This is a genomic window from Lysobacter sp. CFH 32150, from assembly GCF_022758295.1.
Classification (GTDB): domain Bacteria; phylum Pseudomonadota; class Gammaproteobacteria; order Xanthomonadales; family Xanthomonadaceae; genus CFH-32150.
Genome location: NZ_JALDWJ010000001.1, coordinates 342978 through 359128, shown reverse-complemented (window position 1 = coordinate 359128; position 16151 = coordinate 342978). Strand labels below are relative to the sequence as shown.

Below are 16151 nucleotides of genomic sequence, written 5' to 3'. Positions count from 1 at the left end.
GGCTGCTTGAAATAGTAATCGTGAAGGATTTCTGTGCCGACGGATGCCTTCACGCCGCAGCGAGACGCATCGATGGAAGTCGTGCGTAGGTGAACCATCGCCATAACCACTCCATCGGCCCGTAGCGGAACTTCGACAACCACCAACGGCTGAACAGTACCTGCAGCGCAAACACAACGAATACGAACACCACCTGCCATGCCCTGGCCATGCCCCAATGGCCGAGCCCATAGCCGTAGAAGAACAAGGTGCCGACGATGGATTGGCCGAGATAATTGGTCAGTGCCATCTGTCCTGCCGGTGCCAGCCACGACAACAGCCTAGCCCAGACGTCCTTTTGCAGCAGCAGGACGACAATGGCTATGTAGCCCAGCGACATCGGCAGGTTGCCCATCAAGCGCAGACTTTGCGCGAAGCCCCACGCCGTGTCGTTTTTTCCCGCTATGTGGCTCGTTGCGACCCAACTGCTGGCCAGCGCCAGTGCAATGCCGGTCGGTAACGCCACTCGAACCAGCTTGCGGAATACCTCCAGATGACTGTATGGCCGGACGATGACACCCGATTGCACGAACCAGCCGCCAATCAGGAACATCGACAGTGACCATATGACCTGCGCGGGATTTCCACCCAAGGCAAGGAACTGCCTGGAGCGTAGTTCCACGGCCTCCGCGTAGGTTCCAGAACTCATCACCCGCGTCTCGGTTGCGATGCGTTCCTGCCAGGCGGATTTTCCTTCTTTGATCTGTTGCTGCTGCGCGACTGTAGGTTGAGAATGATATTTGTCGGGCACCACTACCCGGACGACAGTGAAAAGCGTCAACCCCAACAGCGGAATCAGATACAGCGCGGCACCAGCGCGCCACAAACGCTTGCTGGCAGGATTGCGGTAGCGCCAAGCCATCCACGCAACTGCCGCCAACACCGCGCCACCCAACAGGAGTGCCGCAGCCTTGAGGACGGGCATGAAGGTCATGCCGATGCTGCCGACCAGCAGCAACAGAATCGCAGCGACAGCGGCTATCACACTGATCATCGGCCAATCCCGACTTGCCAGACGCAGGCTTCGCTCCCCGCGCAGGTACAGGCCGATCAGCCCTGCGAATACGACCAAAGCGACAAAGCCGGTGGCGGGAATCTTCAACGCCAGCACGGCGACCATCAACACGGTAAACAGCCCAAGGCCTTGCCACACGCGACCCAGCAGCGCGAGCAGCAGCGTTGCCGCTGCAAGTGCATAACTCAGGAGGATGTCGCCGCTCCAGATGAACACACCATGCAGCAGACCGAAGATCGCCAATGCAGCTGTGCGACGCAGATAGGGCGCGACAAACTCACGTCCCGCCGCCTTGGCTCGCAACCACATGATCGCGAATCCCATCCCGAATAGCATCGAGAACATCGTCCAGAACTTGCCGAAGACGAAGGTGTGGATAAGCCAGTCAACGGCGTGATCGATCGCGCTGGCGCCAATTGGCAATCCCGCGCCAAAACTGTAGAACGCGCGATTGAAATCCTCGACATTGATCAGGAATACGCCGAGCAACGCGACTCCGCGGAGCACGTCGAGCGTCAGGAGGCGCTCGCTGATTGTGGGTGGCTGCAGGGCAGCGATCGCTGGCTCTCGCATGTTCGCATCCTTGTGAAGCACCGAAATTGGCCATGCCCCGACGCGGATCATCGAGGGCTGGACGTCCTATCCAATGCCTGAGCGGATGAGCAGCGGCCACAGTTGCCTGGACGTAACGGAAACAAAGTTACTGAAGGACGAAGCCTGCAACGAGAACCAAAACAGATGCGCCCGAAGGAGCCATTCCGGATTTGCACTGCGTGATGTGCGGCGCGGCGCCCAGGCATTTGATTGCGTCAGTCCGTCGAGTCTTGACCTTTGGTCAATGGCAGCCGTCGTTGGTGCTGCGTTGTCGACGGAGAGGTTGTCCGCCCGCAAGTTGAAGTGTCCGAAGCAGATGCGTGACAACGAACGCTCCGCAGTGCTTCCGTCGCGGCAAGTTGAATCAACCGGGGCCATGCGGGGAAAGCTCGCGGCTGTAAGCCGCTCCTACGACAGCGCAATGCCCACGCACACTATTGGATCGCTTGCAGTCGCCAGCTAAGGGGCCTTCTAGGAGGATCGAACCAGTGCTCGCACAGCCTCCGCAAAGGCGTGTGGCGCCTCCTGGGGCAGATTGTGGCCGGCCGAGGGGATGATTCGACTTTCGAAGGTCGAGGTGAAGAAAGGCTGGTCATGCTCGGAGAGGGCTGGCGGCGTGACGGTGTCCGCAGCCCCGTGCAGCGTGATGGTGGGTACCGAAATGGGCGGTAACGAGGCGAGTCGAGCCTCTGTCGCTTCCAGTGTGGGGTCGCCCGGCACCAGACCAAAGCGATGGCGGTAGGAGTGGATGACGACCTCGACAAAATCGGGATTGTCGAAGGCCATCGCGGTGCAATCGAAGGTCGCCGCATCGAATTGCCACTGGGGAGACCATACCTCCCACAAGCGTTTGCAAAGTTCACGGCGGTAGGTTGTCAGGCCGGCCCGTCCTCGTTCGCCATGAAAGTAGAACTGGTACCAGTACCGGCATTCGACGTCCGGGGGTTGCGGCTCTGCCGACGTGGCGATCTGCTGAATGCTGTAGCCATCCGACACAAGTCCTTGCACCCGTTCTGGCCAGAGGGCCGCCACGATGCAGGCGGCGCGTCCGCCCCAGTCGAAACCCGCAAGGACGGCCGACGGGATTCCAAGCGCATCCATCAAGGCCAAGACGTCGTGCGCAAGCGCGGCTTGTTGTCCGGAGCGAAGGGTTTCGGGCTTCAAGAAGCGGGTGCCGCCAAACCCTCGGAGGTATGGCGTGATGACGCGGCAGCCCGCAGCGACCAGCAGGGACGTGACCTCGTCATAGGCATGAATGTCGTAGGGGAATCCATGCAGCAACACGACAGGCTTCCCGTCGGATGCGCCACTGTCCCGATAGGCAACGTTGAGAACGCCTGCTTCGACATGCTGCAACGGGGTTGAATTCAACATGGGCGTGCAATTCCTGGAAATAAGAACGGGATCACGCTGGCGCGATCTTGTTTCGTTTGCTCAGCAATAACGATCGGCCAACGCATCCGTGGCGCTCACCAGGACATCGACGATCGCCGGATCGGCCGCGCTATGGCCGGCCAGAACGATGTGGAAGTCCGCTTCGGGCCAGGCGCTCGCGAGGTCGTGCGCGCTTTTCACCGGGCAGATGATGTCGTAACGCCCGTGCACGATGGTCGCAGGGATGCGGCGGATGCGTTCGACGTCGCGCAGCAGCTGATCGGGCTCCAGGAACATGCCATGGCGGAAGTAATGCGCCTCGGCGCGCGCCACGCTGAGCGCCACCTGCGGGTCTTCGAAATTGCCTGGTTCGGCCGGATCGTGCAGCAAGGTAGTGCTGCCGCCTTCCCAGTAGCCCCAGGCTTGTGCAGCGGCCAGCCGGACCGCCTCGTCGTCGCTGTCCAGCCGACGCCAATAGGCCTCGATCATGTTGTCGCGTTCTTCCATCGGAATATGCGACTCATAGGTGGCCCAGCGCTCCGGAAAAATCCACGCCGCGCCGCCGTCCAGCTCGTTGAACCAACGTAGTTCAGGTGGTCGGGCGAGGAAGATGCCGCGCAGCACCAGACCGATCGTGCGCTCGGGATGTTGCTGCGCGTAGGCAAGCGCCAGCGTCGAGCCCCAGGAGCCGCCGAAGACCACCCAACGCTCGATGCCGAGGTGCTCGCGGATCGTTTCGATATCGGCGACCAGGTGCCACGTTGTGTTGTTGCGCAGCTCGGCGTGCGGCGTGGATTTTCCGGCGCCGCGTTGGTCGAACAGCACGATGCGGTAGCGCTCGGGATCGAAGAAGCGGCGATGGTAGGCGGAGAGGCCGGCGCCGGGGCCGCCGTGCAGAAAGACCACGGGCAGGCCATCCGGGTTGCCGCACTCTTCCACGTAGAGGTCGTGGATCTCGTCGACGGCAATGCGATGCGTACGGTAAGGCTCGATCTCGGGATACAGCTCGCGCATGGATTCGTTCCGTTGATTTTGCGCGAGCATAACCTCCTGTGCCGCTTGTCTCAGCTAGTCCACACTCAAGAGCGGTCGCCGGCATCGGCCTGACCTGGTAAGAAGAACGGGGTCACTCGCAGAGACCCCGCTCTACTTGATGCGCTCAGCTCAATTCAACTGGCATGTTGCTGGCTTCGCTGAGGTGAATAACCCGCTCGTCGCCCATTCCGGATGATCGATGAAAGGGTTGCGATTGCCCTGAAAGCTGTAGATCACCTCGTTGCGTTCGCGCTCGGCTGCATCGGGCGGATCGGCCTGGTGCCAGGCCAGCAACGTCGACAGTAGACCCATGTAGGCGGGCGAGGCCGAGGTGATGACGATCTTGCTGCGATCGTCGGTGAGCTCGAGGTCGGGCTCGCCCTGGTTGGTATTGATGTCGCGGCCACCTTCGTAGCGGATCGCCATGTACAGCACGGCGCGCGCGATGTCGCCCTTGCGGTGTCCCCAGGTTTCGAACGAGCCGCTGTTGCCATCGGGCCCCTTGAACCAGTTGCCGTTGCCTGGATAGGTGCCGCTGCCGCCGCCGAAACCGTTGTTCGCTTCGGTGGCGCGTTCACTGCAGCCCGACGATTGCGTGCAGGTCGCATACGGCTTGTTGCCGCGATCGGCGTTGTAGCCGGTATCGCTCAGATACAACATGTGGGTATCGGTGTAAGGCGAGTACGGCAGGCCGAGGTCGCCGGTGGTACTGCCGAAGCCCAGCGAGTTGGGCCAGGTGTGCTCGCGGTTGTAGGTGATGCCCGTGCCGGTGCCCGCGCGCTCGCTGCCCTTGGCGTAGCTGCGATTGCGATAGACGTCGAGGATGCGACCGGCATTGTTCGGATCCTCGTCGGCGATCTCGAGGATGGTCCAGGTGTTGGTGGTGCCGCCGCTGTACGGATAGGCGGTGTGGCCGCGGATGGTCTGATGCAGCGAGCAACGCAGCTGGCTGGCGCTGCTGGCGTTGACGTGGCTGTAGTAACCGCTGGTGCCGGCAGCGACGGTGAAGTCGACGACGGTGTTCTGTGCCGGGTGTGCGCCACCGCTGTCGGTGACTTTCGACGCGGTGATCGTCAGTGCGCAGGTCTCGCCGCCGTACAGGGCGGTGTTGGTCGAAATGGTGAAGCTGCTGCCGCTGCTTGCGTGGGTGAGCGGCACGGCGCCCGAGGTCGTGCATTGCAGGGCGAAAGCGCCGCTGCTGAGCGTCACGTTTTCGCTGAAACTCACACCGAGGTCGCTGGCAGCGGGAACATCGGTCGCGCCATCGGCTGGCGTGGTACCGGTGACGGTTGGCGGCGGGTTGGGCGCGTTGAACGTCTGGTTGCGATTGCAGGTGCCGAAGGTCTGGGTCGCCGAGGCATTCCAGCTGAAGTTGGCGTAGCTGCTGCCGCTGCCACCGAGCTGCAGCGAAGTGCCGGCCGGCGTGGAGCCGGTTTCCGACACGGCGAGGTTGGTGCTGGTGCGCCCGGCGGCAGGGCCGTTGGATGCCGTCACCGCGCCTTCGTAGCTCAGGAACTGCACGACGCTGCCGGCCGAATTCACCAGGGCGAATGCATCGTTTGCACCGTTCTGGATGCCGTTGCTCGGATAGCTCAGCGTCGCGACGCGGACCGTGCCGCCACAGGCGACGAGGCTGCCAGTCGGGACCAGGTCATTGTCGTAGTAGGTGGCCGCCGATGGCGTGCTGCCGTTGTAGAGATAGATGCGGTAACCGCTGAGGCTTTCACCGGCGGTGGCGACGATCTCGATGCGCTCGCCGGTGTCGCCGGCGGCCGTGGCGTCGTCGTAATGGAATTCATTGATGAAGACTTCGGCGCTGGCGATTGCGGGCACCAGTGCGGCCGCGGCCAGCAGGGCGGCGATGGATGGACGGATCGACTTCGACATCGGCATAAGCAGGGCTCCCCGGGAGGTCGTCGAAGTCTAGGCGGGCTTCATGTCAGTTTCTTGCAGTCGCATCGCTTACTTTGGCTCGTCCCGTTTGAAGAGCATCCGCAGCCATAGCAACGTCCTCGATCCCCGCTTGGACATCTGTGCGAGGCATCCGCGAATCGAGCCGCACGCACCGCCGCTGCCTTCCTCGGCTGTCGCGACCTGGACATTGCCTGGCATCGTGGTGGATCCCGTCGGCAAGGCAGGCAATGGCGTCGACATGACAGCCCTGTCGTCGCCGAGGATCGTCCCCTCCGCTTGACCATCGAGGATGGTCGCGCCGGTCGCCGCGCTGAGGTTGACGATGAATGTTTCGTTGGCTTCGACGCGATGGTCGCCGTTGATCGCGACGGCGAAAGTCCTGCTGGTTTGCCCGGATGCGATGGTCTGTCCCGTCAACGTGCGGCTGGCGTAGTCGATGCCGGCCAACGCCGTGCCGTTCGCAGTAGCGGCCGTGTAGGTGACGGCCGCGGTGGACGGATATGAAAGCCGGACGGTGAACACCAGCGACTTGGTGCCGCTGTTGCCCTCGCTGATCGCAGCGTCGCCGATCGACAGGGTGGGAGGAGGCGCGGCATTGACGGTCAACACCGTGGTCCTGGTGATGCCGGCGTAGGAAGCCGAGAGCGTGCCCGATGCCGTGGTACCGGAGGCCAGCGTAGTGATGGTGAACGTCGTGCTCGTCGCACCCTGTGGCACGGTGACGCTGGCCGGAACGGTGAACGACGCGCTGGCGCTGGCGAGTGCGACCACTGCTCCGCCAGCGGGTGCAGCGGTGGCGAGCGTGACGCTGCCGGTCGATGGTTGGCCGCCGTTGACGGGATTGGGCGAGGCGCTCACCGCGTTGAGCAACGGCGCCGCAGTGGGTTTCCAGCCGAGCTCGATGACTTCGAAGTCGCTGGCGCTGAGCGTGTGGAACGCCGAGTTGAGGTTGTCGTTGTCCCAGCGGACGTCGAAGGTGCCGGAGATGTACATGTCCGAACCGTTGTCGGCCACGATCAACCCGTACTTCTGCATCGCGCGGAAGATCTTGCGCGCGACCGGGTCGCTGGTACGCAGTGCCGGATCGGCACCGTTGACGTTGGTCTTCAGGCGCAGCCTTGCGCCCATCGGCAGCGCGCCCGCCGTGCCGCCGGCCGTATGTGAGGCAGGATAGACGTGGCCGTTGGTTGTGCGCACGGTGACGCGGAAGGCATGGTTGATTTCGGTCACCGCCGGGTTCGCCGCTTCGTCGTAACGGACCAGCCCTGGAAAAATCGCGAGGCCCGCCGCATCGGCCGATGTCCAGCCTTCCGGCCTGCGGTCGTTGCGATTCATGTCGAAGAATGCACCTGAGCCCGCGTACCAACGCTGCTCCGCGGTGGAGTAATAGACGTTGTAAAGCTCGTACAGGGTGCGGTTGGTGCAGTCGATCATCAGCAAGTGGCGATCGGAACTGCTGCGCTGGTCGACGTTGCCGGGTGCGCCACCTTCGATCCAGTGCGGCTGGGTGATGGCTTGCGTGGGAATGGGATAGAACGGGACGCCCTCACCAGTCGACTGGTCGACGCCATCGCTTTCGTCCCAATAGTCGAAGGTCACGGCCTGCTTGGTCTGCGATCCATCGACGATGGCATACGGGAACCCATAGATCTCAGTGCTGCCGGTCGACGCTTCACCACCGAAATCAGGATGCAGCCGGCGTGTGCCGCCGTTGTTGATGAAGGCGATGAAGTTGGCCGAGGCGGCATCGACCGCCGCCGAACTGATATCGGTGTTCCACCAGTTGTCGGCCGGGAACACCGGCAATGGTGCGGACACCGGCGCGCCTTGCACGGGGATGGCAGCCGGGCACTGCTGCGCCATCGCCATCGGTGCCGTCATCGCCATGGAACCGAGCAACAGCAGCAGGTATGTCGCAGAGCAGCGCATCGAGGTCCCTTCGCCCTGGTCAGGCTGGAGGGTCGACCTTGGGCCAGGGGCCGTCAATTGAGCTGCGCCGGCTCTGAAACAGGGGTCACAGTTTGCGTGGCAGGGAAGGGCGGGAGTCGCTCGTGAACGCATGGCGTGACCTCTGGCAGGTGGCGCGTGTGGTTCATGCCATCAGTCTGCGACGTCTGCTTGAAGGCAAACGGAGACTGACATGTTCGAGACGAGGACGCACCGCCTTGCAGCCGCCGCCGTCGCGGTGCTCTACATCGCGATCCAGTCGTTCCAGTGGTTCGTGTTTTCGCAGTTGCCGACGCCCGATGGGCCGGCGCAGGAACTGTTGCAAGGGCCGTTGCCGCTGAACCTGGCGCGGGCGACGTTGATGCTGCTCTCCTTCTTCGGATTGGCGTATCTCTATCTCGTCGCCTGCGTCCTGGTTTTTCAACGCAAGCCGCTCGCGGCCGTGGCGGCGTTCCTCGGGTTTTTTGTCTTCTGCCTGCTGGAACTGCAACTGCGATCGGTCGAGTTGTTCTACGTGTACCTCAAGCTGCCCGGCCTCTACGAGGCAGCCACGGCCGCGGCCGAGCAGGCACGCCTGCTGGAGATCCAGTCGATCTTCCAGTCGGTGCAATACGCGCTGTACTTCCCCTTGGGGCTCGCCCAGGTGTTGGGAAGCATTGCGCTGTGCGTGGCCCTTGGAGGTAACCGGTTCGACTGGCTGGCGAAGTTTGCTTTTGGCCTGAATGCCGTACGGCTTCTGCTCCGCATGCTGGACACATACGTGCTCGGTACGCGATTCGACGCGCTTTACTCGACCCTTTACCTGCCGCTCGTGTACGTCATCTTTGGCGCCATCGTCGCGTGGCTGTGCCTGCGGCGTGAAGACTGATAAAAAAATCGCCGGATGTGTCGATCCGACCGCTTCCCGTTCGTCGTCTGGATGAGATCAGGTTTCAGAAGCCTGTAATCGTCCGGCCCATCTGGGCCTCAAACACGACAAGGAGAACACTACGATGCGATTTCTTTCGATGGTCAGGATCAACGAGAACTCTGGCATGGAAGTCAGCGAACAGCTCATGGCCGACATGGGCAAGCTGATGGACGAGATGACGAAGGCCGGCGCGCTGATCTCGACCGCCGGGCTCCGGCCGACGTCGGAGGGCGTGCGGGTGAAGCTCTCCGGTGGCAAGACGACCGTGACGGATGGCCCCTTCACCGAAACGAAGGAAGTGGTCGGCGGCTACGCGATCCTCGAGGCGAAATCGAAGGAAGAGGCGATCGAACTGACGAAGCGTTTCCTGAAAGTCCACGGCGACGAGTGGGTCGTCGAGTGCGAAGTGCGCCAGTTGGAGGGGCCGGACTTCGGATGCGGGTCGTGACGGCCTAATCCGCGGTCGCTCCCCACCGGCAAATACCGCGATTGTCCCACCGGCATCTTCGCCAGCCCGCTCTTACCTAGTGCGATCTGCCGATGCGGGTGCGGCGGATCGCGACGACGTCCAGGCCGACCTGCCGATTGTCATTCCCTGCCATCGGTTTCAGGGCGCGGTTTGGTGTTCTGTACTCAAGGCTTCTCGTAAATCGCGAGTACTGGATTAGGCATCCGTCAGCGCCAGCGTGAACTTGCTGCCCTTGCCGTACTCGCTGTGGAAGGTGATCTGCCCGCCCAGCAGTTCGGCAAGTTTGCGGCTCAGGTGCAGTCCGAGGCCGGTGCCTTCCTGCCGCCGCCGTTCCGAGGTATTCACCTGGGCAAAGGCTTCAAACAGCTTCCCCTGATCCTCGGCGAGTATGCCCACTCCCGTATCCTCGACCGCAATCTCAATCACCCTGCTATCGCCGGTCACGCGCTCGTCGAGTTGCAGGCGTACGGTGCCTGCCTCGGTGAACTTGATCGCGTTGTTGACCAAATTGAGGATGATCTGGCTCAGGGCGCGCCGGTTGGTTCGCACGGTCAGCTCCTGCGGCGGCATCACGACTTCGAGGCGCAGTCCCTTGGACTCCGCCTGCAGCCTGAGCGAGGCAACCACCTCTTCGATCACGTCCTGGCACAACGTGACTTCGCGCTTGAGGTCCACCTTGCCCGCTTCAATTTTGGCCAGATCGAGCAGATCGTTGATTAGCGTAAGCAGGTGGTTGGCACTGCGCTGCACCGTCTTCAACTGCTTTTCCTGATCATCGTTGAGTGGACCGGGGAGCCTCATCAGCAGCATGCCGGTGAACCCGATCATGGCGTTCAAGGGCGTGCGTAATTCGTGGCTCATGCTGGCGAGGAAGTGGTCCTTCGCCAGAATGGCGTTCTCCAGTTCGACGTTCTTCCGTGCAATCTCGTCCTGTTGCTTCTGTAGCATCTCATTGACCGTCGCCAGATCGCGATTCTTCTGCTCGAGAATCGCAAGCAACTCGGCACGACTCTCTGCCAACTCGCGCGCGGCACGTGCTTCGGTCGCTTCGAGTTCCTTGTTCATCAACGCCGTGCGGATGCGGCGGCTCTCGTCCTCGAACTGCTTGCGGCGCAGTTGCGCACTCAACCGTGCCCTGAGCACATCCGGCTCGCTCGACTTCAGCACATAGTCGTCCGCGCCAGTACTGAGGCCCTCGATCATCGCGTCGCGATCCTCCATCGCGGTCAGCATGATCAGCGGGGTATCGCGTACCCCCGGTGACGCCTTGATCCTTCGGCACGTCTCGGTGCCGCCCAGGCCGGGCATGAGCCGATCGAGCAGGATGCAATCGACCGGCTGCGCCGCGAGCATCTCGAGTGCTTCCTCACCCGAACGCGCCAGGATCACGTCGTAGCCTTCGTCGCGCAGAATCTCGGCAAGCTCTTCCAGGTAGGTCGGGCTGTCGTCCACTGCGAGAATCTTCTTGGGGCCGGAAAGACCTGCGGCTTCACGTTCGGAAATGGTGCCACCCGCGCTGCGCAGTACCGCCGCGACACGCGCGAGGATCATGTCGATGTCTTCCTCTTTGCGCACGAACGCGTCGGCGCCGGAATCCAACGCGCGTAATTCCGCGCTCTGATCACCCGACCCGGTCAGAAGGATGCAGGGCGTGTGGCGGAGGACGGCATCCATGCGCAGCTTGCGCACGACAGTGGCGCCATCGATGCCCGGCAACATGCCGTCGACGATGACCGCGGTGGGCCGATGCATGGCGACGCTGCGCAGGCCTGCTTCGCCGGTCGATGCACTCAACACGCCGAACCCGTGTTCACGCAATGCGTCGCAGAGCTGCTCGCGGAAGGTGGCGCTGTCGTCGATCACCAACACGGTCGCCTTCGCTCCGGATTGCGAACCCCCGTCGCTGCTCAACAGTTGACGAGCGCGCGCCACGACGTGCTCCCGGTCGTAAGGTTTGCCGACGTAGTCGTTCGATCCCATCGTCAGGCCACGAATGCGATCGCGCACCTCTGCTTCCGTCGAGAGCATCAAGACCGGAATATCGGCGCCGCCGGGCGTGGCGCGGATCTCTTTGAGCAAGTCCACGCCGTCTGCATCCGGCAGCAACACGTCGAGGATGACGAGGCCGACGGCTTCCCTGGCGAGTGCCGCGCGCGCCTCCGCCGCGCTCGCACAGCCGACCGCTGACAAGCCTTCGGCGGCGAACGCCTCCATCAGGTCCTCGCGCACCGTGAGGCTGTCGTCAACGACGAGGATCGCGCCGTTCATGCTAGGCCCCCAGGTCTCGCGCCTTGTGCCAGGGCCGCCAGCGCCGGCCCGATCTGCGCCAGCGGTAGCACGCTTTGCGCCGCGCCGAGCAGCGCCGCCTCGCGCGGCATGCCATAGACGACCGAGGTGGCTTCGTCCTGTGCGATCGTCATGCCGCCGGCTTGGCGAATCGCCAGCAGGCCGCGCGCGCCGTCGTTTCCCATTCCGGTGAGCAGGCAGGCGGCGGTGGCTGCGCCGCATTCGGCCGCGATCGACTCGAACAGCACATCCACCGAGGGTCGACACGAATGCCGCTGCGGTCCATCGGACAGATGCAGCCTGTTTTTTTGTGCGACCAGATGGCGATCGGGAGGCGCGAGGAACACACCGGGGGCGGCAAGCGACTGCCCATCGGTGGCGAATCGCACGGCGTGCGCCGTCTGGCCGTCGAGCCATTCGGCAAAGGCCTCACCGAAGGGAGCGCCGATATGCACCACCAGCAACACCGGCAGCGGCAAGGTCGCCGGTAGCGCCTGCAGGACCTCGACCACGGCGCGTGGGCCGCCGGTGGACGCGCCGATAGCGATCAGCTCGCAGGCGCGGCCGCTCGGACGCGACGAGACGCGAACGGGAGCGGGTTCACGGCGCGCGTCCCGGAGGGCCCGCAGGTGCGTGATGACCTGCACGCGCGCGACGAGCTTCACCATCGACACGAAGCGCCGCTCCCAGTCGCCATCCATGTCGTCAGCCAGCGGCTTCTCCATGACCTCCACGGCGCCCGCGGCCAGGGCCTCGTAGGTCTTGAACAGTTCGCCGCGGTTGATCGACGAGGACACCACTAGGATCGGTGTCGGGCGGTGGGCCATGACGTATTCGGTCACCGCCAGTCCACTCATCACCGGCAACATCATGTCGAGGGTGATGACGTTGGGACGCAACGCCAGACACAGTTCGATCGCCAGCTTGCCATCCTCGGCTTCACCCACGACTTCGATGTCGGAGTCGGCGGCCAGGATCTCGCACAGGCGCATGCGCACCGTCAGCGAGTCTTCGACCACGAGTACGCGCAGCTTGCTCATGGGTGCACCAACCCGCTGACGCGCTCCAGGAATTCGACCTGATCGAATTCGTTCTTCACGATATGGGCGCAAGCGCCTGCGGCTTCGCCGCGACGCCGGTCTTCCTGCGAATCACGTGAGGTCACCAGAATGCAAGGCACCTCGCGTAGCGCAGGATCGGCGCGGGTGCGTTCGATGAAGCCGAAGCCGTCCATGCCCGGCATCTCGATATCGACCAGGAATAGTGCGTAGTGGTTGCGCCGCGCCATGTCGAGCGCTTCCTCGCCCGACGCCGCCAGCTCGACGGCAAAGCCCGCCGACTCGAGGATGCTGCTCTCGAGCATGCGCGTGGTGAGCGAGTCGTCGATGATGAGGATGGGGTGGGGCGCCGGCGTGGCGGCCGCTACCGCGAGCTGCGGAGCTCGCGTCGTCGCCAATACCGCGGGGTCCAGCACGATGCACGGGTTGCCATCGGCGTCGAGGTGCGTGCCCGACACGATGGCGTCGGCCGGCACCAGGGCCGGTAGCGGCCGCAACACGACCGTTTCGGTGCCGTGCAGATTGTCCACGGACACCGCCGTCGTCGCCCCAGCCGCGGTGACGATCACCGCCGGCATCGTCCGCGGCGGCGATTGGCGTTTGCCGTTACGCGGGGTACCGAGCCCGAGCCTAACCAGCGGGATCAGGATGCCCTCATGCACGATGGCGTCACCTTCGGGCGAGCGGGCCACGTCGTGTGGCGCGATACGCAGCGTGCGGCGCACGGCCTCCAGTGGGATCGCGGCGCGTTGTCCGTCCACTTCCACGGTCAGCACGTCAAGCAGGGCCAGCGACACCGGCACGCGTAGCTCGATCGTCGTACCGATCCCCGGGGCGGTATCGGCGACGACGTCGCCGCCCAGTTGCTGCATGGCCTCGCGCACCACATCGAGTCCGATGCCGCGGCCGGCCAGCTCGGTCACGTTGCTGGAAGTGGTAATGCCGCCCTTGAGCAGCATCGCGAGCAGATCCGCCGCGCTGAGTTGCTGAGTACTGTGGGCCGGCGTGCCCGTGCGTTGCACGGCGCGTCGCACGGCGTCGAGGTCCACACCGTGACCATCGTCCGAACAGCGAAAAGTGACGCGATAGCCGCGACGCTCCACCTCCAGCGACAGCCTGCCTACCGCCGGCTTGCCCGCGATCTGACGCTCGACTTCGGTTTCGATGCCGTGAGCCACCGCATTGCGTACCACCTGGATCAGCGCACTCCGCACCGTGTCCAACACCTGAGCATCAAGCCGAACGTCGCCGCCACTCGTCTCGAAACTCACGCGCTTGCCGAGGCTGTGGGCGGCGTCGCGCGCCGTGCGTTCGAGCGTACTGAACAAGCTGGCGGCCGGACTCAGCCGCAAGCGTTCGGCGGTGTCGCGCGCCTGGCGCAGTTCGCGATCGACCCGCTCGACGCCGGCACCCAGGCCGCGCTCTGCGGCAGCGACCAAGCTATGCATCTGTTCGCTCACCGACCGCAGCTTGGCGATTCTGGTCTCGTGCCCTGCGCCAACCAGTCCGCCCCCACGCAATGCGGCGAGTTGGTCGACTATCGACGCCGCCAGATCCCGCACGCGTTCCACCGACACGACGCTGTGCCGCAGGCCGGCGAGCTCGCTGCCGATCTCGCTCAAGCCCTCGAGCAGGCCATCCACTTCGGCGGCGTCTGTGCGCATCATCATGGGCACCCATGCTTCCGGCTCGGGCGCCGCGGCCTGCGCCGCCTCGGGCGTCGGCAGCTGGGCCAGCCTGGCGGAAATCGCATCGAGCAGGCCGAGGAAATCGTCCACGCTCTGGCGCCCCACCGGCAAGCTGCCGTCGCGGTGCGGCGCCAGCGCCGCTTCGAGCGCGTGGGCCAGCTCGGCGATCTCCCGCTGCTTGACTACGCGGGCCGCGCCCTTGAGCGTGTGTGCGTAACGCAGCAAGCGCAACGGCAGGCCTGCATCGGTGACGCCTTTTTCGAGATCGAGCACGCCGCTGCCGAGCTGGTCCAGTAGCTCGCGCGCCTCGATGCGGAAGTAGCGGTAGGGGTCTTTAGCCATGGGGTGCTGAAGCGGCTTGCGGCTGGATGAGCCGGCGCAGGTCGAGGGACAGGCCGGACAGCTGCGAGGCGGTTTGCAGCGTCTGGCTCGTACTCGCCTCGGACTCCTGCGTGGCTTGCGAGACATCGGTGACCGCGATGCGCACCTGTTCGGCAGCGGTCACTTGCTGCTTGGTCGACAGTTCGATCTCGCGCGCCGCGTCGGTCGTGGTCGCCACCAGCCCCGCGATCTGTTTGAACGAAGCCGCCACTTCGGCGAACTGTTTGCCCCCTGCTTCGACCGCCTTGGCGCCGCTCTCGGTCGCCATCACCGTGGTGTTCACGGCGCCGCGCACGTCGTCGACCTGGGTGCGGATCTGCTTGGTCGAGTTCGCCACCCGGTCGGCGAGCTTGCGGATCTCCTCGGCCACCACGGCAAAGCGCTTGCCGGCCTCGCCGGCACCGGTCGCCTCGATCGTGGCATTGATGGCGAGGATATTGGTCTGCTCGGCCAGTTCCGAAACAATGTCGAGCACCGCGCCGATCTCCTGCGATTTGCGGCCCAGGTCGAGCATGTGGGTGACCACCAGATCCACCTGCCGCCGTATCCCCGCTATCGATTCTTGCCCCTTCTCTACGGTGGTGTCGCCGCTGCGTGCCGCCACGGCGGTCTGCTCGGCGATCTGCGCCACCCGTTGCGCACTCTCGGCGATCTGCCGCGAGGTCACCGCCAGCTCGCTGATCGTGGTGGTGATCTCGCTCATCGCCGTGGCTTGTTCCCTGGCGCCGGACGCCTGCTGGGTCGCCGCCGCTTGAAGCTCGGTCGAAGAACTCTGCACATGGCCTACCGCCGCACCGATCTGGCGGCCCAATGTGCGCGACAGAATCGCTGCGATGACGATCGCAAACAGCACCGTCAGCACGGCGATCCCGATCACCAGCGCAATGGCGGTAGCGGCGGCGTCGCTCCCCGCCTGCTTCGCCTCTTCGAGCAGGCGCTCCTCCAGTGCGGTGAGGGCGCCGACCTGCTCGTCCAGCCGGTCGCGAGCCGGAAACAGCTTGTCCTCAAATGCGCTCTCGATGACCTCGGGTGTGGCCTGCCCGCGCGCCAGGCCGATGATCTGGTCTGCAACCTGTCGATACGCTTCCGCCGCCTGCTCCACGCCAGTCAGTAACCGGCGCTCGTCCTCGCTGGCCACCGCCGCCCGCAAGCGTGCGACGACCGCGCCAAAGTCAGTTCGGGCGATGCGCAAGTTGTCGAGCGATCGTTGTTCTTTCGCTATGAGATAGCCGCGGACGGACGAGCCTTGGCGCTCCGATAGGGCGTGCATCCGCTCGGCGTCGAGAAGGATCTGCGCGTTGACGCTGATCACGCGATCCTTGCTCGCCACCGTCGAGCGCAGAGCGAAAGCCGCGACCGTGCTGACCACGATCACCAGCACCACCATTACGGCATAGCCAGCGGCCAGCTTCTGCCCAAAGGCCCAGTTCCGTTTCATGAT

At 64.1% G+C, this 16151-nt stretch carries 11 protein-coding genes; 2 read left to right on the top strand and 9 right to left on the bottom strand.

What is annotated here, in order from left to right; all coding sequences use genetic code 11:
- Positions 1-49 precede the first annotated feature (49 nt).
- The 5 genes from MO486_RS01615 to MO486_RS01595 all read right to left on the bottom strand — a co-directional run bounded on the left by MO486_RS01615 (position 50) and on the right by MO486_RS01595 (position 7900).
- Positions 50-1678, bottom strand: coding sequence for a DUF418 domain-containing protein (locus MO486_RS01615; RefSeq protein WP_242904066.1), 1629 nt, complete (start codon positions 1676-1678; stop codon positions 50-52).
- Positions 1679-2119: 441 nt separating this feature from the next.
- A complete protein-coding gene (locus tag MO486_RS01610; RefSeq protein ID WP_242904064.1) occupies positions 2120-3022 on the bottom strand; it encodes an alpha/beta hydrolase in 903 nt (300 codons plus the stop codon).
- A gap of 60 nt (positions 3023-3082) precedes the next feature.
- On the bottom strand, positions 3083-4036 hold the full coding sequence (pip, locus tag MO486_RS01605; RefSeq protein WP_242904062.1) for a prolyl aminopeptidase: 954 nt from the start codon (positions 4034-4036) through the stop codon (positions 3083-3085).
- Positions 4037-4186: 150 nt separating this feature from the next.
- Entirely contained in the window at positions 4187-5950 is a 1764-nt protein-coding gene (locus tag MO486_RS01600; RefSeq protein ID WP_242904060.1) for an endonuclease, read from the bottom strand.
- A 69-nt stretch (positions 5951-6019) separates the two neighbouring features.
- Positions 6020-7900 carry a Calx-beta domain-containing protein gene (locus tag MO486_RS01595; protein ID WP_242904059.1) on the bottom strand — a complete coding sequence of 627 codons (1881 nt, stop codon included), beginning with the start codon at positions 7898-7900 and terminating at the stop codon, positions 6020-6022.
- Positions 7901-8111: 211 nt separating this feature from the next.
- Between MO486_RS01595 and MO486_RS01590 the strand changes: the two genes are divergently transcribed.
- Together MO486_RS01590 and MO486_RS01585 are read left to right on the top strand one after the other, a co-directional pair.
- Positions 8112-8786 (top strand): hypothetical protein, encoded by a 675-nt coding sequence (locus tag MO486_RS01590; protein WP_242904058.1) that lies wholly within the window; start codon positions 8112-8114, stop codon positions 8784-8786.
- A gap of 124 nt (positions 8787-8910) precedes the next feature.
- A complete protein-coding gene (locus MO486_RS01585; protein WP_255745488.1) occupies positions 8911-9276 on the top strand; it encodes a YciI family protein in 366 nt (121 codons plus the stop codon).
- Between the two features lie 216 nt (positions 9277-9492).
- On the opposite strand, the gene MO486_RS01580 is transcribed toward MO486_RS01585, so the two are convergent.
- Genes MO486_RS01580 through MO486_RS01565 form a run of 4 tightly spaced genes read right to left on the bottom strand, consistent with a single transcriptional unit; the run spans position 9493 to position 16148 of the window.
- Positions 9493-11565 carry a response regulator gene (locus MO486_RS01580; protein WP_242904056.1) on the bottom strand — a complete coding sequence of 691 codons (2073 nt, stop codon included), beginning with the start codon at positions 11563-11565 and terminating at the stop codon, positions 9493-9495.
- A complete protein-coding gene (gene cheB / locus MO486_RS01575; RefSeq protein WP_242904055.1) occupies positions 11562-12623 on the bottom strand; it encodes a chemotaxis-specific protein-glutamate methyltransferase CheB in 1062 nt (353 codons plus the stop codon). The genes MO486_RS01580 and cheB overlap by 4 nt, the downstream gene beginning before the upstream one ends.
- A complete protein-coding gene (locus MO486_RS01570; RefSeq protein WP_242904053.1) occupies positions 12620-14671 on the bottom strand; it encodes a response regulator in 2052 nt (683 codons plus the stop codon). The genes cheB and MO486_RS01570 overlap by 4 nt, the downstream gene beginning before the upstream one ends.
- Positions 14664-16148, bottom strand: a complete 1485-nt coding sequence (locus MO486_RS01565; protein WP_242904052.1) for a methyl-accepting chemotaxis protein — start codon at positions 16146-16148, stop codon at positions 14664-14666. The genes MO486_RS01570 and MO486_RS01565 overlap by 8 nt, the downstream gene beginning before the upstream one ends.
- Positions 16149-16151: the final 3 nt, after the last annotated feature.